Annotated in this window: 18 protein-coding genes and 1 tRNA gene; 4 read left to right on the forward strand and 15 right to left on the reverse strand. The window is 60.7% G+C overall.

Annotated elements, in window-relative coordinates; all coding sequences use genetic code 11:
- Window positions 1–277: 277 nt before the first annotated feature.
- The 9 genes from kduI to ACFSYH_RS06145 form a co-directional block, all read right to left on the reverse strand.
- Window positions 278–1,120, reverse strand: coding sequence for a 5-dehydro-4-deoxy-D-glucuronate isomerase (kduI, locus tag ACFSYH_RS06105; protein ID WP_377465823.1), 843 nt, complete (start codon window positions 1,118–1,120; stop codon window positions 278–280).
- Between the two features lie 31 nt (window positions 1,121–1,151).
- A complete protein-coding gene (gene kduD, locus ACFSYH_RS06110; RefSeq protein ID WP_377465824.1) occupies window positions 1,152–1,916 on the reverse strand; it encodes a 2-dehydro-3-deoxy-D-gluconate 5-dehydrogenase KduD in 765 nt (254 codons plus the stop codon).
- Entirely contained in the window at window positions 1,913–2,788 is an 876-nt protein-coding gene (locus ACFSYH_RS06115; RefSeq protein WP_377465826.1) for a fumarylacetoacetate hydrolase family protein, read from the reverse strand. Before ACFSYH_RS06115 ends, kduD begins: the two co-directional genes overlap by 4 nt.
- Complete coding sequence (locus tag ACFSYH_RS06120) at window positions 2,785–3,966, reverse strand: glycoside hydrolase family 88 protein (protein ID WP_377465828.1); 1,182 nt, start codon at window positions 3,964–3,966, stop codon at window positions 2,785–2,787. Before ACFSYH_RS06120 ends, ACFSYH_RS06115 begins: the two co-directional genes overlap by 4 nt.
- A gap of 30 nt (window positions 3,967–3,996) precedes the next feature.
- The gene (locus tag ACFSYH_RS06125) at window positions 3,997–4,665 is read right to left on the reverse strand and encodes a DUF624 domain-containing protein (protein WP_377465829.1); all 669 of its coding nucleotides are present in this window, start codon (window positions 4,663–4,665) and stop codon (window positions 3,997–3,999) included.
- A 4-nt stretch (window positions 4,666–4,669) separates the two neighbouring features.
- Entirely contained in the window at window positions 4,670–5,593 is a 924-nt protein-coding gene (locus ACFSYH_RS06130; protein ID WP_449301327.1) for a carbohydrate ABC transporter permease, read from the reverse strand.
- Window positions 5,593–6,540 (reverse strand): carbohydrate ABC transporter permease, encoded by a 948-nt coding sequence (locus tag ACFSYH_RS06135; protein WP_377465830.1) that lies wholly within the window; start codon window positions 6,538–6,540, stop codon window positions 5,593–5,595. Before ACFSYH_RS06135 ends, ACFSYH_RS06130 begins: the two co-directional genes overlap by 1 nt.
- A gap of 90 nt (window positions 6,541–6,630) precedes the next feature.
- Complete coding sequence (locus tag ACFSYH_RS06140; protein WP_377465832.1) at window positions 6,631–7,938, reverse strand: ABC transporter substrate-binding protein; 1,308 nt, start codon at window positions 7,936–7,938, stop codon at window positions 6,631–6,633.
- Window positions 7,939–7,999: 61 nt separating this feature from the next.
- Window positions 8,000–9,958 (reverse strand): DUF2264 domain-containing protein, encoded by a 1,959-nt coding sequence (locus ACFSYH_RS06145; protein ID WP_377465833.1) that lies wholly within the window; start codon window positions 9,956–9,958, stop codon window positions 8,000–8,002.
- A gap of 193 nt (window positions 9,959–10,151) precedes the next feature.
- Here ACFSYH_RS06145 and ACFSYH_RS06150 point away from each other — a divergent pair, with 193 nt between their 5' ends.
- Both ACFSYH_RS06150 and ACFSYH_RS06155 read left to right on the forward strand, forming a co-directional pair.
- On the forward strand, window positions 10,152–12,053 hold the full coding sequence (locus tag ACFSYH_RS06150; RefSeq protein WP_377465835.1) for a heparinase II/III domain-containing protein: 1,902 nt from the start codon (window positions 10,152–10,154) through the stop codon (window positions 12,051–12,053).
- Window positions 12,050–13,159 carry a substrate-binding domain-containing protein gene (locus tag ACFSYH_RS06155; protein ID WP_377465837.1) on the forward strand — a complete coding sequence of 370 codons (1,110 nt, stop codon included), beginning with the start codon at window positions 12,050–12,052 and terminating at the stop codon, window positions 13,157–13,159. Before ACFSYH_RS06150 ends, ACFSYH_RS06155 begins: the two co-directional genes overlap by 4 nt.
- Before the next feature lie 440 nt (window positions 13,160–13,599).
- Here ACFSYH_RS06155 and ACFSYH_RS06160 read toward each other — a convergent pair whose 3' ends face one another.
- Window positions 13,600–13,842, reverse strand: coding sequence for a helix-turn-helix domain-containing protein (locus ACFSYH_RS06160; protein WP_377465838.1), 243 nt, complete (start codon window positions 13,840–13,842; stop codon window positions 13,600–13,602).
- A 226-nt stretch (window positions 13,843–14,068) separates the two neighbouring features.
- On the opposite strand from ACFSYH_RS06160, the gene ACFSYH_RS06165 reads away from it, so the two are divergent.
- A complete protein-coding gene (locus ACFSYH_RS06165; protein ID WP_377465839.1) occupies window positions 14,069–14,632 on the forward strand; it encodes a hypothetical protein in 564 nt (187 codons plus the stop codon).
- 21 nt (window positions 14,633–14,653) lie between these two features.
- Complete coding sequence (locus ACFSYH_RS06170) at window positions 14,654–15,121, forward strand: PPOX class F420-dependent oxidoreductase (protein WP_377465840.1); 468 nt, start codon at window positions 14,654–14,656, stop codon at window positions 15,119–15,121.
- 166 nt (window positions 15,122–15,287) lie between these two features.
- Here ACFSYH_RS06170 and ACFSYH_RS06175 read toward each other — a convergent pair whose 3' ends face one another.
- From ACFSYH_RS06175 to ACFSYH_RS06195, 5 genes are all read right to left on the reverse strand, one after another.
- Complete coding sequence (locus ACFSYH_RS06175) at window positions 15,288–15,764, reverse strand: hypothetical protein (protein WP_377465841.1); 477 nt, start codon at window positions 15,762–15,764, stop codon at window positions 15,288–15,290.
- An 11-nt stretch (window positions 15,765–15,775) separates the two neighbouring features.
- Window positions 15,776–17,125: a serine hydrolase gene (locus tag ACFSYH_RS06180; protein WP_377465842.1), complete on the reverse strand. Its 1,350-nt coding sequence runs from the start codon at window positions 17,123–17,125 to the stop codon at window positions 15,776–15,778.
- A 391-nt stretch (window positions 17,126–17,516) separates the two neighbouring features.
- Window positions 17,517–17,606: transfer RNA gene (locus ACFSYH_RS06185), tRNA-Ser, on the reverse strand.
- A 161-nt stretch (window positions 17,607–17,767) separates the two neighbouring features.
- Entirely contained in the window at window positions 17,768–19,072 is a 1,305-nt protein-coding gene (locus tag ACFSYH_RS06190) for a threonine/serine exporter family protein (protein WP_377465843.1), read from the reverse strand.
- A gap of 391 nt (window positions 19,073–19,463) precedes the next feature.
- Window positions 19,464–19,874 (reverse strand): MmcQ/YjbR family DNA-binding protein, encoded by a 411-nt coding sequence (locus ACFSYH_RS06195; protein WP_377465844.1) that lies wholly within the window; start codon window positions 19,872–19,874, stop codon window positions 19,464–19,466.

A 19,874-nucleotide genomic window follows, 5' to 3' on the forward strand; every position in this document is an offset into this window, starting at 1 on the left:
AATCCGTGTATACACGGTCACGTCGCATCGGGCTTTTCGTGGGTGCAGCGCTTGTCATTATGATTAGCGACGATTCGACTAGAAAGCCTCAACCTCACGACCCAGCCCTGCTAGAATGCGGTGCTCCACCTCGTGCTATTTCCGGTTACCCCAGCGCAACAGCCTCTTCTCCCGTAGCCAACTCGTCGCCAATCCGCAGTTTGAAAGGCACGTAGAAACGGGCTGAGGCCAGAACCCTTCAGGGTTCTGGCCTCAGCCCTATCAGTTGACAGACAAACTACCTGAGCTCGGTGATAGGGGCAGCGTCCATGTCGTCAAACGCCTGGTTTTCACCGGCCATTGCCCAAATGAACGAGTAGGCTGCGGTACCAACCCCCGAGTGCAGCGACCACGACGGCGAGATGACTGCCTGGCGGTCCCCGACGATGATGTGGCGGGTCTCCTCGCGCTCACCCATCAGGTGAATCACGCGAGCATCCTGCGGCACGTCAAAGTACAGGTAGCACTCCGTGCGACGGTCGTGGGTGTGAGCGGGCATCGTGTTCCACATCGAACCCTCGTGCAGCGTGGTGACGCCCATGACGATCTGACAGCTCTTGATGCCGTTCTCATGGATGTACTGGTTCAGGGAACGACGGTTTGACGTGACCTGGTCACCAAGTTCCCGCACCGTTCCCTCGCCTGGTCGAACCAAGGCAGCAGGATATGAGGTGTGTGCTGGCGCGGAGAACAGGTAGAACTGTGCGCCCTGCGAACCCTCAGCATCGCGGAAGGCAACGTCCTTGATTCCGCGGCCCAGGTACAGGCAGGCACCCTTGATGAGTTCGTAGGCCTCGCCATCAGCGGTGACCGTGCCCGTGTCACCCACGTTGATGATGCCGACCTCACGGTGTTCGAGGAAGTAGTCGCTACGGATCTCTGGGTATCCGGTCAACGCGAGTTCCGCGCCTGCGGGAACCGCGCCGCCGAGCACGATGCGATCGTGATGGGTGTAGGTCAGTACGATCTCGCCGGGTACGAAAACGTCCTCGATGAGGTAGGTCTCACGCAGTTCCTCCTGGGTCATCAGTGGAATCTGGTCGGGATTGGTCGCGTAGCGCTGTGGAATGTGGTGGGACATGGTGTGCTCCTTCTTAAGTGAATGTGTGGGGTTAGCGGACCAGCCAGCCGCCGTCGACTGGGATGACCGCGCCGGTGACATATGAGGCCGCTTGGGAGGCGAGGAACACGAATGCTCCCTGCAGGTCTTGCGGGGTACCCCAACGTCCGGCGGGGATGCGGGAGATGATCGACTTCTCACGTTCGACATCAGCGCGGATGGGAGCGGTGTTGTCGGTGGCCATGTATCCCGGGGCAATAGCGTTCACGGTGACGCCGGATGCAGCCCATTCGTTTGCGAACGCCTTGGTCAGGCCCGCCACGGCATGCTTGGAGGCGGTGTAGCCGGGCACGAGGATTCCGCCCTGGAACGACAGCATCGAGGCGACGTTGATGATGCGTCCATGGCCCTGCGCGATCATGTGGCGGCCAGCGGCCTGAGACAGGTGGAACACGGCGTCGAGGTTGACTGCCAACACCTCGTCCCAGTCCTGTGCCGAGTGTTCCACAGCCGGTGCACGGCGGATCGTGCCTGCGTTGTTGATCAGGATGTCGAGGCGACCGAGCTCAGCGACCACAGCATCAACGTGCGCGCTCAACTCATCGGGGGTTGCTGCACCAAGGTCGCTCTGCAGACGCACGACACGACCGCCACGCGCTTCAATCAACGCCGCAGTCTCTTCTGCCGAGCTCCGGTCGAGCAGAGCGATATCCGCGCCAGCCTCAGCGAGCGCAACCGCCGCACCCTGGCCGAGGCCACGCGCGGAGCCGGTGATGAGCGCTACGCGCCCCTCCAGGCTGAAGGAATCCAAAATCATGTGTGAACCTCCTGGTCACTGACAAAACGGGTGGTGAGTTCACCCAGGTGCGAGATGCGCACGGTGACCTGGTCACCGTGCGCGAGCGGACGGTGGCTCTCCCCAACCTCGGGAAGTTTCTGGGGAGTTCCCGTCGAGATGATGTCTCCGGGCTCAAGCGTGAGCACCGAACTGATGTGGTGGATGACGAAGGCCACCGAGAAGATCGTGGTCGAGGTGTTCTGCGAGACGGTCACCGCACCATCGCGGATCACCTCAACGAGCAGGTCCTGTGGATCGGGCACCTCATCCGGGGTCACCACCCACGGACCCATCGGCGCGAAGCCATCCGAACATTTGCCGAGCGCCCACTGGCTCTGCCTGCGCTGCCACGCGCGGTCAGACACGTCATTGAGGATCGTGTATCCGGCAACGTAGTCGAGCGCCGTATCGAGCGGAACCTGGTGGGCGCGACGTCCGATCACGACGGCAACCTCACCCTCGTAGTCCACGTCCTGCGCACCATGCGGAATACGGACAGGGTCGTGTGGCCCGGCATAGGTGTTGGGGGTCTTGACAAAGACATCCGGGAACTCCGGGTCATTAGCCGTGGGGTCTTGCCCATCGGGAACGTGTCCACGGTAGTTGTATCCGAGGCAGATGAGTTTCCCTGGCCGAACAGGTACGTCTAACGCGGTCCCAGTAAGGGCCGGGGCCTCTGCAGTGATTGAGGCTGCGAACTGCGCGGCTATTGCGCGAGCTTCGAGTTCCACAAGCACGCTCAAGGTGGAAGGGATCACAGAGGGTAACTCGGCTACCCGATCTACACCTGCAATCTCTACAACAACGGCCGGACGCACGCCCCGGTCGGTACGAATACTAACGAGCCTCACCAGTACGGTTTCCATTCTGGTCGTGCCACCCGCATAAGGGCTTCCATATAGAAGTAGTCGCCCCACAGGGAACCCTCGTTGACCCCGACGCTCTTGGGAAAGTCATACACGCTCTCAAGGATCAGCGCATCGCTATCCTCAGGGCTCTTTGGCGTGTAGTTCTTAATCAGTGAATCGAGTATCCGGTAAGCAGCAGACCGCCAGCGTGCGGCGCGTTCCGCGTCGTCCTCCTGATCCGCGAGTTCAAGCAGGCCACACACCGCGATTGCGCCCGAGGAACTGTCGCGAGGCATCTCGGACGGGTCGGTGTAGATCATGTCCCAGTACGGCACCTGGTCCTGCGGCAGAAGCGCAAGGAAGTGTTCAGCGCAGCGGCGCGATGCCTCAAGCAGGCGCGAATCGCCCAGAACCCGGTTGTTCAGCGCAAAGCCGTAAATGCCCCACGCCTGGCCACGAGCCCAACATGAGTCATCTGCGGCGCCCTGTTCAGTCGCACCACGCAGCGGGTCCCCCGTGACCGGATCCCAGTAGAACGTGTGGAACGTCGTGTTGTCCTCGCGGATGATGTGTACCCGCAGTTGCTCAATATGCCTGCGTGCGGCTTGGATGAACCGCTCCTCGCCGCTCTGTTCGTGAGCCCAGGTCAGCAGCGGCAGGTTCATGAGCGAGTCGATGATGGTACGGCCGCGCTGCACCGGATCATTCAGGTCGCCCCATGCCTGGATGATCCCGGCGGGCTCCAGGAACCGGCGCATCAGGTGATCAGCCGCGCTGAGCGCGGCTCGATGCGAGTCCTCATCCCTCAGCAGACGCCACGGTGCAACTGCGGCGAGCGTGTACAGAAACCCCAGGTCATGCGTCTCCAGGTCTTCTTCCTGATCCACACGACGAGCGAAGTCGCGTGCGTGAGCCACAGCCGCCGTCTGGAACGACTCGTCGCCAGTCAGTTCAAAGGCTATCCAATAGGAGCCCGGCCAAAAACTCGTGGTCCACCCACGGTTGGCCCCCACCGTGAACGGCCCCGCTGCCGGACGCAGCAGATATTTGCCGTTCGTGGTGGTGTCATCCGGGTAGGACAGGCCAAAGTTCGCGATGTTGCGTCGTAAGGTGGCAAGGGCATCGTCCAGGGCGCGAGGAACGGTCGCGACAGCAGGGCTGGTGGTGGACGGGGTCGTCATAAAAATCAAATCCTTATACAGAGGAGTCGCTTACGCGACCGCTTCCTCTAGGTCGAGTACGGGCCGGAGCGTGAATCGCGAGTTGGCCCATACGAGGTAGAGCGCAGCGGATGCCGTGACCCCCATTCCGATGACCGGCATCGAGGTGAACACCCACGCCTGGCCGAGGAGCACGAGGGCGGACACCGCCGAGAGGTACCAGCGGCGAACGCCGAGAACCAGAGCGGCGCGGGCGATATCGCGCAGCCGTGCCGCAGGCTCCTCCGCGAGCGCGATAAGGCTGATCAGCGCGGTCATCGCCACGAGCACAGCAAGGACGAGAAGCACCGGAACGAACATCGCACCGATCTCGCTCGCCCCTGCCAGGCGGACATCCACGAGCAGGACCGCGAGCCCAGAGACAGCGACGAGGCCGATGATGAGCGCCTTGCGCCAGGTTCTGCGGTACGAAGCGATGAACGCACGAGCCACCTCGCCGTTGCCCTGCGTGTACTGGCGAAATACCCCGCAGGCGGCCGCCAGGCCCGGGGCGGCGAACACGGCAGCGACCGCGATCGCCGGCCAGGATGTGGCGGGGTCGGTCATGAGTAGCAGCAGGACCAGAGGGGACGCCGCCAACAGCAGAAGCAGGTTGGTCATGAGTCCCAGATAGACAACCTGGAAGGCAAAGGTGAAGGTATCGAACGAGATGCGCCTCATGGTCCTAACCCTTCATTCCACTTGTTGCGACGCCCTCAACGAAGTACCTCTGGCCGAGGAGGAAGATGATCGCGATAGGCACCACGGACAACGTGAGGCCGGTGAACAGAAGCGCATAGTTCGCGTCGTACAGGTTGGTGACGAAACTGCGCAGACCGAGTTGCAGCGTCCACAGTTCTGGACTGCGCAGGTAGATCAGCGGTCCGATGTAGTCGTTCCACGTGTTCACGAAGGTCAGCAGGGACAGGCTCGCGATTGCGGGAATGGTCAGTGGGAGCACGATGCGACGCCAGATGCCGTATTCCGTGAGGCCATCGATTCGGGCGGCCTCGGACAGTTCCTCGGGGATCGTCTCGTAATACTGCTTCATGAGGAACACGCCGAAGGCACCGAACGCCTGCAGGAGGATGATTGCCCACAGGGTGTTGGTCAGACCCACCTTGCTGAGGATCACGAACTGCGGGATCATGTAGGACTGCCATGGCACGGCAATGGTTCCGATGTAGGTCAAGAAGAGGATGTCACGGCCGGGGAAACGGATTTTGGCGAAACCATACGCGGCAAACGAACCGGTCAAGACCTGCAAGAACGTCACCGCAACGGAGAGGACCAGGGTATTGCGGGTCCACACGAAGATATCGGACTTGGTCCAGATATCGACGTAGTTGCTCCACATGAAGGTCTCGGGAATCCAGACGATCGGAGCGGTGAACACCTCGTTGGAGGATTTGAGCGAACTCATGATCATCCAGAAGAACGGCAACAGGATTCCAGCTGCGGCAATGATCATGATGACGTAGACGATCGCCCGCCCCACACGCTGAACTGGCGTGTATTTGGGCTGGTCCGAGGACGCACCGGCGCTCGCTGACTCGCTGAGTTTACGCAGACCCTTCTTGGTCTGGTCGGCAGCAGTGATCTGGGACATCAGTCACTCCTCTTCTTGTTCCAGAGGAACTGAACAATGGTTACGCTGATGCAGAGCAGGAACAGCACGACTGCGGCGGATGAGGAGTATCCGAACTGGTTCTCCTGGAATCCCTTGCGGTAGATGAACTGTGCGAGGACCATCGTGGACTGGCCCGGACCACCCTGTGTCATGACGAGGATCAGGTCGAAGATCTTGAGCGAGTTGATGGTAAGCATGACCGTCACAAAGAACATGGTTGGTCGCAGGCACGGCAGGGTCACGTTGGTGAAGCGCTGCCATGCACTCGCTCCGTCGACTCGCGCTGCCTCGTATAGTTCGCGCGGGACTGTTTGCAGACCTGCAAGGAAAAGCACCATGTAGTAGCCCATGTCGCGCCAGGTCCCCACGATGACGACCGCAGGCATAGCCCATTCGTTGGAGGTCAACCAACCTGGAGGATTGGAAAGCCCAAAGAATCGCAGGATCTCGTTGATGGGGCCGTAGTCGGGACTGAACAGCAGGTTCCATACCACCGCGATAGCCACGATGGAGGTGATGTAGGGGAAGAACGCGACGGTGCGGAAGAATGCGACGCCCTTGAGTTTCTGGTTCAGCAGGATTGCCAGGCCGAGCGAGATGACGATTGTCAGCGGCACGTGCAGCGCAGCATAGTAGATGGTGTTGAACAGGGAGATGCGGAAACTGCTGTCGCCTAGAAGCCGTTGGAAGTTGGCCAGACCGACCCAGTCTGGGTTTCCAAAGATGTTCCAGTTGGTAAATGACATGTAGAACAGGACAATCACCGGGGTGAGTGTCAACGCCGCAAAGCCGATGAAGTTCGGAAGGATGAAGCTCCACCCGATCAGGGTGTTCCTCAATGCGAGTTTGGAGCGCCGTTTCGACTGCGAAACGCTGTTGTGCCGTCCCTCTTTCGGCGCAGCGAGAGCCTGTGTCTCGAGTGGCATGGTAAGACCTCTTTGATCAGCGAAAGGGAGGGTGACCGACTCCGGTTTGTCGAGCCGGCCACCCCATGGAGGGCATTAGCCCCGATTCACTCAGGGAGCCTCGTTGGCTACGCGTCCCTCAGCCTCTGTGATTGCTGCGGCAACCTCAGTGTTCCCGGAGAGGACCGCCGAGTGCAGGTCGTTCAGGATTCCTTGGATTGTTGCTGTTCGCGATGAGGTTGGGTTCTCAGCGAATGCTTCATACGTGGACCAGGCGGACTGGGAAAGTTCGTCGGTTGGCGCACCGTCTGCGGAGAAGTAGGCGTCGACAACGGTCGCGTCCTTCAGCGCTGGGGTGATGCCAATGCCTGCGAGCGCCGAAGCAGCATCGGTACCTGCTGCGTACTCGAGGAAGGCCTTCGCGGCTTCGAGCTTTGCATCATCGATGTTTGCGTTGATTGCGAATCCTGTCGGGTCGCCGAAGGTCACCGGGGTGTTGCTTGCGGTGCGCTGTGGCACTGGTGCCATGCCCCATTCAAAGTCCTGGGCCTCACCCGATGCCTGCTGCGAGATAAGGGTTGCGGTGTACCAGGTTCCCATGAGCAGGTTGGCTGCCTTCTGGGTGCCGAATTCGCCCTGGTAGGTCAGTTGGTTGGAGTTGCGGGTGTTGAAGTCAACCTGCAGACCAGCGTCCTGGTAGGCGAGTTGACGGTCGTAATCCTCGGCGAGGTGTCCGTACGTGCCTGCAAGGATGTCCGCACCGGCCTGGGCGTTGGACAGTCCCTGTACGGTGGACTGCCAGCCGTGGACGTACTGCGGGTAGACGTCGGCGGGAAGCTTCGCCTTGAGGTCTTCGAGGGTCTTGGTGTAGTCGTCCCAGGTCCAGTTGCCGGTTGGGATGTCCACGCCGGCTGCCTCGTACAGATCCTTGTTGTAGAAGACAACCCATACGTCTTGGCGGTATGGTGCCGCGTAGAGTTTGCCGTCGATGGTGTACGAGTCAACACCGCCGATTCCCTCGGGGAGCGTCAGGTCGGAGACGTCTAGGAGTTGACCGCCCTCTTGGAAGGTCGAGACGAACTTGACCTCCTTCTGGGTGATGATGTCTGGCCCCTTGCCTGCGGCGAGGTCGGTGGTCAGGAGGGTGTTGTAGTCGGTTGCGTCATATTGGATGACTTCGATCTCGACGTTCTGGTTGCGTGCGGTGAATCCGTCGGCGAGTAGTTGGAACTCCGGGGTGGTGTCGAGCGACCAGCCAGAAAGTGTGAGTTTCACTTTCTCATCTGAACCTGGAGCGTCCGTGGAGGCGTTCGGGGCGGACGACTCGTTTTCGTTTGGCTCGGTGCTTGAGCTGCAGGATGCCAGCGACAGGGACGCCGCGAGGGCGATGCCGACGGCAGCAGTGAACTTGCGGTTCATTGGGTGTTGCTCCTTTGCAATCTTTCTTACGGGTCGGGGACTGCTCAGTCCCCTCCAAGGGTTACCTTTTCGCCTGTCCAGCGATCCGGGATTCTGTGAGTGGGGTTGTGGTGTGTACCCCATCTGGCCAGAGAACATCCGCCACGCGCTGACCACCGCCATGGGTGAGCGTGAATGTGGGGTTGTGTGTTGCTGCCGGAGTTCCGGCGCCCGTCAGGCTGATGAGGGCGGCCACGGTGGCGCCCTGCGCTGCGGGGGTTTCAAGGAGTGGCACCGCGCTTGCGACGCCGAGTGGGCTTGCGCTGTGCCGGGTCTCGATCCGGCCGCTTTGATTGGCGACGAGCCCTCGGGTTTCGCTGGTCAGCTCCGCTAGGGTGGTGCGGGCGATGTCGCCGACAGCTTCACCGGTTGGGTTGGTTCCAGACAGTGCCCAGCCGCCGATCCGCAGGGTCAGTGGTTCGGTTGTCTCGAGGGCGTTCACCTCAACGACGCGAACCTCCCAGGGGCCGCGCACGAGGGAGTTGACCGTGAGGCGTCCTGCCACCGTGATCTCACCACCGAGGCCGGAGCCGTGGCGTTGTGGGACCCATTGCGGGTCGAGCCAGTGTGCCTGCCAGGTCGCGGCGCTTACACCCACCATCCCATCCACGCGGGTGTCGAGAAGTTCCATTGCAGCGCGGTGCGTGGCGTTGCCGTGTGCGTCCACGAGGCTCACTGACTGTTCGAGTGGCTGCTCGTAGGCTTGGTCATCGAGCAGCGGCGCGGTTGCCGTGGAATATCCGATGCGCGCGTACAGTGGCGAATCGCCGACGAGTACACCCGCGGCTGCGTGGTCGGTCCCGTGGTTGACGATACGCACGATGCCATCGGCGCTGGTTCCCGAAATGATCCAGCCTGCTGAGCGAACAGTGCGCAGTTCGTCGCTGGTCTCAATCGGTAGTGGTTGCGCGGGAGCCTGCCAGACTGGGTGATCGGCAGGGAGTGCCACACCGAGTAGTCCCTTGACCGCCCAGTAGGGCGAGCCTGGCCCGGAGTAGGACTGTGCGAGCGGGCACCATTCGTCGTGCCACCCCAGCGAGAGCACGTCTTGCTCGTTGGGAACATCGTGATCCTCGAAGTGACGGATGATTCGCTCCGCCGCCGTACGCAGCATCCCAGCGGAGACGGAGGGAACCTCCGCGATGATGCCAGCCCAGAACGGCGCGGCGGCGGCGAAACGGTAAATGAGGCTGCGCCCCTGGATGAGTGGCGAACCATCGGCGCCAATCAGTGTGACCGCGTCCTGCAGGAATCGATCGAGGGCTTTCTTGTCGCGGTCGATACGGTCACCGGCGAGTTCCCTCGCGCCGCGCATCGCAGTCCACAGCACTGGGTAGAGGTGGAGCGCCCAGCCCACGTAGTGGTCGTAGGAGCGCTCTGGGCCATCGCTGATCCAGCCGTCCTCGCGTTGTAGCGAGTCGTGGAGGGCGAGGTCATCCTCGATGTCCTGAGCGGACCATGGGCCGCCGACAGAACGCAGGAAGGTCTGAACGACCACCCGAAACCACAGCCAGTTGGTTGGCGGATAGGTTGCGTCTCCCACGACTGGTGCGAGATAGTCAATCACGCGCTGTTGCGTGAGTTCGTCCAGCTTTTCCCAGATCCATGGGCGTGTCATGTCAAGGATTAACGCGAGCGATGCAGCCTCGACCTTCGCCTGGGCGTGTTCGTCAAGACGGACCCAGCGTTCAGGGTTCTCCGGATCTACACCGGCGATGATTCCACGGGTGTAGAAGTCAATGAGATGGTCGACTCCGACGCCACGAGCACCCGTGATACGGAAACCAGCGAGTAGGAAAGTGCGTGCAAACCCTTCAAGACCATCTACGTCGTGACCGTATCCGCCCTCTGCCCCTGGAGGGGTGATCCGCGCACCGGTTGGTGATGCCCATTTCATCGCTCCTGCGAGTACGCGATCTGCGTAGGCAAGCCAGTCTTCACGTGTCCACGCGCTGTGGGTGTGGGGCTGCGCCTTGATCACCGGTTCTCCTTTGAATGGCCTTCATCAAGTGGTTCAGTCGGTCACTACATCGTTTCCGATCGTTTTAGAGACTAGCAATCCAAATCGATCATGGCAATAGATTTTCATTCTTATTCGATCATTGCAACCATCTCGTGATCCTGATACGATCATTTTCGATCATTGATCGTTCTCAAAGAGACAGAGGAACACCATGTCCACCACCTTCCGGGGAGTCCTCGCTTCCCGGCTCAACGCACTCTCAGAACCGGGGCTGACCAGTGCACTCGCCTCCCCCGAGAGTTCCCTTCCTGCTCCCACCGCGCAGGAACGCAGCGTATGGGAGTCCATCGTGGTGACCGAACTCCTGGAACGCGCATCCACCGATTTGACCTCCCCATGGCCCACTCCCCTCGCCAGTGCTGCCGCACGGGTTCACCGAGATGGAAACCGCGACGAGTGGGAGGCTGCCGCTTTCGCCCGCCAGGAACGCCTCAGCCGGGCCGCGATCCTCGCCGCTCGCACGCTCGACACCCAGTGGATCGATCAGGTCGTTGACGGCATCCAACTCCTGTGTGAGCAGAGTTCCTGGTGCTGGCCAGCCCACGATGACACCTACGAACGCCACGGTTCGGTTCTCGCCACCGTCACAGCTCCCTACCTGGACCTCGGAGCAGGTGAGGCCGTCGGGCAACTCGCGTGGATCGATCACATACTCGGCTCGGCACTCGACGAGCGTGCTCCCGGAATCCGCGAGCGCATCCGACACGAGGCACGTACACGGGTGTTCACACCGTTCCTTGAGCGGCGTGACTGGCATTGGATTGGACTCGATGGGGATGTCCACAACTGGAATCCGTGGATTCATGGGAACGTGCTCGTGGCTGCCCTGCGTCTCTTGGACGGACCGCACGAGGCGAGCCTGCGTCCACATGTCGTGGCCCTCGTCATGGAGGGAATCGACCGCTACGTCTCCGCCCTGCCCGAGGACGGCGCGATTGATGAGGGATACGGGTACTGGTGGAACGGTGCCTGCCGGGCGCTCGAGGCGCTCGATGTCTTCGGCCACGCCACCGGACGGAACGTGATCGCTCAGATTCCAGCTCTGCGTGAGACCGTTGCCTTTCCCCACCGCTGCCACCTTGGTGACGACTGGTACGTCAACTTCGCCGACAGCCAGGCCCGCCCAACCAGCGACCAGCCCTGGCATGCGCTCCACAGGGCTGCCCGACTCGTCGGCAATGAAGAGGCAGCAGCACACGCTGCCGCGCACCGATTCATTCCCGCGCACGAATCCATGGGATTCGGGCGACTCGTGCGAGCGCTCACGGACCCTGAATGGAACAATGCACCCGAAGCGGCCGTGCCTCTTGTCCGAGACACCTGGCTCCCGTCCACCCAGGTGCTGCTCTCCCGCGAGCAGGCAGGGGTGAGTGAGGGCTTGAGCATCGCCATCAAGGGTGGCCACAACAACGAGCATCACAACCACAACGACGTCGGATCGCTGATCGTGGCGTGCGACGGCGTTCCCGTGATCGTGGACGCGGGCAGACCCACCTACACCAAACAGACATTCGGGCCTGGGCGTTACGACATCTGGACCATGCAGAGCTCCTGGCATTCCGTTCCCGAGATACGCGGATGCCCGCAGGCGCCCGGAGCGCAGCATGCGGCCCGTGATGTGACCGCCACCCTCACCGAGGTGAGTGCGGGACTCACACTCGATCTGGCAGACGCCTACCCGAACGCAGATCTGCAGACCTGGCGCCGGACAGTGCGGCTAGACCGCAAAAACCGCCAGGTCACACTGGACGAGGTTTGGGAGTTCAGCTCATCCTCCGTGGTTGAACACGAGACGACCACGCGACTGTTGATCGCAGGCACAGTCGAGTTGGAACCGGGTCAGGCCCTCGTACAACCACTCCAAAACGCCACGCCGATCATCATCCGATGGCCAAATGACACCAAAGCACGTCGAGTGGAACAACAATTGAAGGACCCGCTGCTGGGCGATGTGTGGGGCCCCCACCTCACACGGATAGACCTGATCGTGACGCATCGACGCGACATTCGCATCACCATAGAACAACACAACGCACCTAGGGTGGCATCATGACTGAAGCACAACACTCGCGCCTCGCCCCCGCCCGGCACGCCCACATCCTCTCCGCGCTCGCCCGCGATGGAGTCGTACGGGTGTCCGAGCTCAGCGAAACGCTCGGGGTTGCCCCCGTGACATTGCGCCGTGACCTCGCCCAACTCGAAGAGCAGGGACTCCTCGAACGCGTCCACGGCGGGGCAGTCACCAATACCAGCGGTGCAGATGCCAGCGACTCCCCCGCCCCCGGCATGCTCGAACCGCCCTCGAAGGGCACCATCGCCGTACTCGTGCCATCGCTCGCCTACTATTGGCCCGGCGTTGTCCGCGGCATGGAAGAGGAGGCCAAGCGCCTCGGGCTAAAACTCCTGCTGCGTGGGGCTTCCTATGAACTACAAGACGAACGCCCCGTCCTTGAACGCCTCATCGCCACCGACGACGTATGCGGTTTCATCGTTGCCCCCAACACCGACACCCCACACGCCCAAGATGTCGTGCAGTGGCTTGAGGACTGCGGGCGCCCAGCCGTATACGTGGAACGCGACGCCTTCTCCCTGCCCAGCCACGAACCAGTCGAGAGCGTGACCACCGATCACGGTCTCGGCGCTGTCCTGGCCGCCCGCCACCTCGCCGAGTTGGGACACCACAAGGTCGGTCTGGTGCTGTCGCGGGATTCGCCAACCGGACGCAAGATCTTCGCGGGATGGGACCGCGCCTGCCAGGAGTTCGACCTCGACCCCTCCGAGCACTTCGAGGAGTTCTTTGTGGACCGACACCACCCGGACTTCTCATCCTCCGTGGAGACGGCAATCGACACCGCGCTGTCCGTTGGCATCACCGGGCTGCTCATCCATTCCGACCCCGAGGCGATGGCGTTCATCGACATTGCCCTCAACCGTGGCCTGTCCATCCCCGAGGATCTGTCCATCGTCGCATACGACGATGAGGTTGCCCGGCTGTTCACCCCGGCGCTCACCGCCGTTGCCCCGCCGCGCGCAGCGGTTGGCGCTGCCGCGGTTGGTTTGGTGGCTCGACGGTTGGAGGACCCCAAGCGCCCCGTGCATCGCGTGGTGCTCAGCCCGCAGTTGAACGTACGCCAATCTACCGCCAGAGCGCCGCGGTAACACTGAGATAACCTCCTGCCCGGTTCTCCTCCCTAACGTCTCCCAGCGATATTTACCGACTACGGGGATGGAGATACCAGTGTCTGAGGCCAATGCTCCTCTCATCCGATGGGCTGAAAAGGGTCCGGGTGCACCAATTTTTTGTGTACACTCGGACCAAAAATAGCCCATCGGGTACGGATTATTTGAGTTCGATGATGGGTGCTGCATCCATGTCATCGAACGTTTGATTCTCACCGATCATCGCCCAGATGAGAGCTTTCGGATACGCGGTACCGGTACTTGTACTCACAACCTACAAACCGGACGCTGAAACTCGCTAAGCCCAGTCGCCGTGCGATCCGCGAACCGTACTCTTCGTCAAAAATCACGCTCGAGAGCGAGCCCTTCAACTGCTGTTTGAGAATATGGGTGGTCGGACCCCGGCTGTGCCATAGAGTTCAACGGCTAGGCGCATCATCACTCCAGGTCGCATGGAACTCAAGGCCACTCAACCGCGCAAGTTCCAGCAGCCTGCGCAAATAGATTGTTCCGCTACCGTTTCCCATTTCGCTTACCGCGCTCTGACTCACGCCGATCTGCCGGGCGAGTTCGGCCTGTGACAGCCCACGAGACATGCGCGCTTGCTGCAAGGCAAGCCCGAAGTCTCCAGGCACACGCAATCGCGCTTCACGCTGCGCCATGATCACCCCAAACACTTCGAATATCGGAAATTCTAGATACGCTCATCGTGTCGTGTTTTTCCGATACCGGGTAGGTATCGGAATATACCGATACCTAAAAGGTAGGATGCTGCTGTGAGGTGCGGGCTCGTTGGCAATAAATAGCCGCATTACCTGCACAAAAACCTCTTGGCAGGCACCAACAAATCTGCTGGAATGAAACCCCAACCACAGACGCGAGGCCACGATGCACACAAAACTACGTTCACTCACCGCCCTCACAAGCGTGATCCTCGCACTCAGTATGCTGGCCGCATGCTCGCCCGCCATCTTGGCCGTACACCACCCGTGGGAAGGCACGAGTGAAGACGAACCCACAATCATGCGCAACAAACCCTTCAAAATCACTGTTTGGCCAGCAACCATTGCAGACGACCAAGACCGGATTGAGCACAAAGTGGAGATCACCAACACCTCCGACAGTGAGCTGAAAGACCTCGAAATACTCGTGACTGGAAAGTCCGACCTCTCGCAGTTCACCAGCACCGGCACCACCCTCAACCCACCGTTTGAAGTCACCCTGGCTCCACAAGACACTGCCGTCGAAGGCGAAGCCCACACCGTGCAATCGGGGTTTGAGGCGGTAGCGCTTGATGGCTTTGCGCAACTGCGTCAAGAAGGAACCCTCGATACGTTTGTCGCCGCCGCACAAGAAATCACGGTCCACCTCCGCTGGAAAGACCGCCGCGAGGAATACACGATCACCGTGCCGATCCTCGACCCAGACGGACGGCTCGTTGACAACCCCTAGCCGCTCTGAGAGGCTTCACGCATGGCACGACAGATTGCAACAAACACCACAGTCAGCCGCGCAGAACTCGAAGAGTCCGTACGCCCACGCCACAACGGAATCCTCATGACCACCCGAGCCAACGGAACCCCGCAAATGTCACCGGTGACAATGGGGCTTTCCAACGAGGGCCAGGTCGTTATTTCCACCTACCCCGATCGTGCGAAGGCCGTGAACCTCCGCCGCAACCGTGCGGCCTCCGTTTGCATACTGTCCGACGAGTTCGGTGGAGCCTGGGTTCAGGTCAATGGCACTGCGGAAGTTATCGACCTACCGGATTCCGTGGAACCACTGGTTGAATACTTCCGGTGCATCGCGGGAGAACACCCCGATTGGGACGAGTACCGTGAAGCGATGCGCGCTCAAGGAAAGTCACTGATTCGCATCACGATCCAGAGTTGGGGCCCCATTGCAACGGGCGGATTCCCCGCACGGTTAGCTGAATCCTGAGCGCTGAGTCCTGCCGTTACCTAGAAGAACCGCGGCCCGGCTGGGCGGCGGTTCTTTACTTTCCTCTTCGCTGTCAGGGTACGGTTTTGCCTAAGACGTTCTTAGGCAAAACAGACAAAACCGTACCCTGACGCGTTGGCAGTGTCCGATGTCGTGACGCTTGGCATTAAAAGTGCCGCCCACGCCCTGCAAGCCTTTGATGCAACATTTCGCAAGCCTCGTCAGCCTGATCAAACACCATCCGAAACGACCTGCCATCGTCCAACACAACCAACACCGCAGGCCCCGGCCGCCACATGAACGTTGACGGGCCACCAACGCCCGAACGATAACCGACTCCACCCACTTCATGCGGGCGCACCAACTCCTGATACGTACACGAGGCCACCTCACCCAGCAGCAGTTTCTTATGCACAAAAGGCCAGTACCGCATACTCACATGCTCGGAGTCGATGCTCAGGCTCATGCGGCTTCTCGCGGCGAGTACCCCCAACGGGACGGCTAACAGGTTGATGATCAACCACACCTCGACCTGATGACCAACCGACACCAAGATAACCACGGCAAGGTTGACACACGCGATACCCCAGCCCAAAGCTTGCACCCACCACGGCGTAGGCAACGTATAGATCACGGGTTCCACCTCAAGTTTCCTCACCGGACCAACCCAATCGCGGCTTGGGCCAGCCCAAAGAATTCTTGCAATTGACCAGAAACTGCCTCCGTATCGTCGCCACGGTAGAGCAGAACAACCGTCGCGCTGCTATCGCTATCTTTGAGTAGCCAACTACCGGTCAAAACACCCAACGATGATCCACCCTTGAAACCGCCGTACGACCACTGACCCAGTTCAATGCCGGGGTTCGCTGCAAGGATCTGCTGAATCTCCGCAGAATCTAGGGCTTGGAGCGTCTGGTGAACCGCAGCAACATCCTTGGCGGAAGCAAACCAATCGATACCGTCTCCCCACACAGGGTCACCCGTGATCGCCGAGGCTTCAACCGCTATGGGCTCACCCGCAATCAGATCAAGAACCGCTCGACGTTCCGCTTCGTCGCCGCTGTTCCACCGCTCCCGGTACTCTGGGTCGCCCCACCCGAGCGTGAAGAGTTCACCGGTTGAGGGGAATGGGCGTAGCGCCGCCGGATCGTGATGACCGGAATCCGCTACCGCCTGCTCCACGCTCTCCCGGCCAAGTCGATCAATCAACAGGTCGGTTGCCGTGTTGTCGCTAATCGAGATCATCTTGCGCGTAGCATCCCGAATCGTGACTCGTGTTCCGGCCGGTTCATCTTGGAGTTCACCCGACGGCAGGCTACGCAGTTCATCAGTGAGTGCGAGTTCCTCATCCCAGGTCAGCGCACCGCTCTCCACCGACTGCCCGACCGCTAACAGCACGTAAAGCTTGAAAATCGATGCGAGGGGTGCGGGCGTTGAAGCATCAATGTCCAGCACGGTTTCACCGTCTTTGAGGATTAGCGCGCTGACTTCGCCCGGAAGGTTTTGGAGACGCTCGCTAAGTTCATCTATGGATGTGGGCTCTTGAAACTCGATGTTCGTGGGAGGCCCGAACCACAGCCCGGTGATCTTTTGGTCTGGCCCTAACGAAACAGACACCGCAAATGGCTCACCTAAAGTTCCCTGCAACGTAGCGGTCGCTTCGTTGTCTGTGCCCTGATAGTTCGTTACCGTAAAGGGTCGCGCCGGACGCAGGTTGGTGTTCACCAGATCCGTGACGTCTTGAGCAGAAACTTCCGCGAGGAATGTTGGATCGAGCTCGGCTTCCCACTGATCGGCTGTCGCGTCAGCCTCGGATTCCAGCATGTCGATGATCCACTGAACTTTCTGGCCAGCGTGAGTATCGGGGATCGACACGGGGCTTGGCGCTTCAGTTGTCTCCTGCGATGTTGGGCTCTCCGAACTTGGCTGAGCCGCCGGACCTCCACATCCAACGAGTAACAGTGACAGCAAAACAGTCAGGGCAGTGAGGGAACGCGCTGGCATAAGGCCTCTCTCGCGGGTGTGGGTAGTAAACCCTACGACCCTATCAACCGCACTACATCGCATTCATGGGAAGTTAACCCCTACCTGCAACTTGACGGGCCGCACACTGGACCCAGTCCTGTGCTAGGAACCTTGCCCGCTTCCACTACCCCGGATGCACGTTACTTTCTGCTTGGCGACGATACGGCACCCCACGCGCACCTCCTCCCGGCCCAGCCCGGCTGGGATCGGGAGGAGAGGAACTAACTGGAGGGCTCGTCGCTAATCAGAATAAAACTGAAAGGTGGACGGGTACCGCCATGGATCGCACCCCAGTTGAAAGTACGGAGTAAATAAGGAAAGCCCCACCAGCGTTATCGTTCTTACTGGTCGGGGCTTCGACAATCCTTAATGGCGGAGACGGAGGGATTCGAACCCTCGAGGGGCTTGCGCCCCTAACACCTTAGCAGGGTGCCCGATTCGGCCACTCTCGCACGTCTCCTTGCCCACGGGTTATTTTGTGAGCGTGTTAAGGCTACCTGTTTTTGGGTGGTAAAAGCAAAATGACATGGCCCGCACCGTCTGGGGGCATCAGGGCAGGCCCCGGCACGTGCAGCGGGCCTGATCACCTGGTAACGACACCGACCATACGGCGCCGCCACGCTACTTTCCGGTCACAAGCCAGTTCCGGTCGGTGAGTGTGCGCGCGAAGGTGAGTCCAACGGCCACGGCGATCACGACAAACACGGCTTCCACCCCGTAGGCGAGGGCTTGAAGGGTGTCCCCTGCGTTGAGATAGTAGATCGCACGATAGCCTGCGGCTCCGGGGATCATGATGACCACCGCGGGTACCGACAGGGTGATCCGTGGGATGTCCAGGCGCGGAGCGATGAGGTTGCACAGAACCCCCACGATGAGTCCAGCGAAGAATGCGGCACCCTGGGTGAACAGTCCTGCGTCCATCAGGACTAGGCGTGCGGTGTTCGCGATCATTCCGACTCCGGCTGCAACCACCGCGACGATGAACGGGGAGTTGAAGATCATCGCGAATCCCCATACGCCGAGTGCAGAGGCAAGTAGCCGGAAGGCGAACAGGGCCCACGGCACGAGTTCGTGTTTCTCCTGCGGGATCGGGGTGAGCCCCCACAACGTCGAGACGGCCCACACGGAGAGGGCCGCGGAGATCATGATCATGAGGGCGTATGCGAGCCTGGACATTCCTGCGGAGAAGTCCAGGTGCGATAGGTCGAGTGCCGCTGTGATGAGTGGGAAGCCGGGGACGAGGAAGAGTACAGCGGAGATGTATCCGGACTCGTGGATGGATTCCACGAGTCCTGCGAGGTACATCCCGTGCGCCAGCCCCAGATATACGATGGAGGCCACCGCACCGGCGATCATTGCGACTGCGAGTTGGTTGAGGTGGCGGTGCAGCATGAGCCGGCGCGAGTACTGACCGAGGAAGGCTCCTATGAGCACCGCACCGATCTCGACGGGTCCGCCGTTGTTGAGGAACGCGAATGCCCCACACGCGATGGCGGCGCATAGCGAGTTCAACCAGTCCGGGTAGAGATGGGGTTTGGCCTCGGCCGCGTCAAGGAAGGCTTCTGCGTCGTCGAGCCTGCGGGCGATTTCCTCAGGACTGGTGGTTTCGTCCGCGGGTTCGAGGGCCTCGCAGTATGTTTGGATGAGTTTGATGCGGTCGGAGTTCACGCCGATGGTGGCGGTCTGTGCGACCTCGGTGCGGTACATGGGTCCGCGGTGGCAGGTTGCGGTGATCTCGTTAATCGTTACCTGGGCGTGCACGTCCGACATTCCGAGTGCTCGCCCGAGCGCCTTCATAGAGGACTTTACGCGGTAGCTGCCGCTTCCAGCGGCGAGCAGCATCGTTCCAGTGCGCACGACTGTGCGCGAGGCTCGGATGAGCCCGATCGGTTCGAGTTTAGATTCCTGAGAATAGACCGCATCCACCGTTCAATCATGCCCTGTACTGTGTGGCAGCCGCGAGGTTGTCCGCGGTGCGCTGGTATGGTCGCGGGCGTCAGGCGCCCGCTGAGGTGGGTGGTCGTAGTGATTGCCGACGATTCCCCATGTTTCAGCCGCACCGCACTGTTGTGTGGCTGGCTGGGAAACTGTGCGTGGGGCCATCGGATGTTCCGGTGGCCCCACGGTTTCTTAGACACCGTTCCTTCTCACCAAGGAAGCGGTGGCCATTCGCTGCCCCTCACAGCAGCTTGGAAGCCGAGCGGATACTCGACTCACGTTTCTAGCAACTACAGTTACACACTATCTGCGTTGGTGCAGGTTGGCGTGAGACTTAGTACCCGATTGGGTGTTTGTGGCCCGCGCGCGACTGGGTGATTTAGGTAGTGGGATGCCAATCGAGCAGGTGCCTGTCCCGCCGCGGCAGTTGGGAGACCACGAGGTCATATGAGTCCTCGAGGAGGTCCTGCACCAGCGCCGCGTTGAGGCCTGCGTCGAGTTCCTCCCAGGTGCCGGGCAGCGTGACGGAGTTCCAGTGCTTCTTGTTCATGTGATACCCGGGCGTGATCTGCGGGTATGTTTCGCGCAATCGCTCAGCGAGTGCGGGTTCGCACTTGAGGTTGAGCCGACAGCCAGCTTCGGTATGCCACAGCAATGCGAACACTTTGGGCTTTGAGTGCTCACTTGCCTGCACTTTGAACACAGCCGTCTCTGGACCGAACGGGAAGTCCTCGAACGTTCCGGTGAAGGAGAGGGCCCACGCTCGGACCTGCTCGTAGACGGCGGTCAC

The sequence above is a fragment of the Populibacterium corticicola genome, assembly GCF_042683685.1.
Taxonomy (GTDB): domain Bacteria; phylum Actinomycetota; class Actinomycetes; order Actinomycetales; family Cellulomonadaceae; genus Timonella; species Timonella corticicola.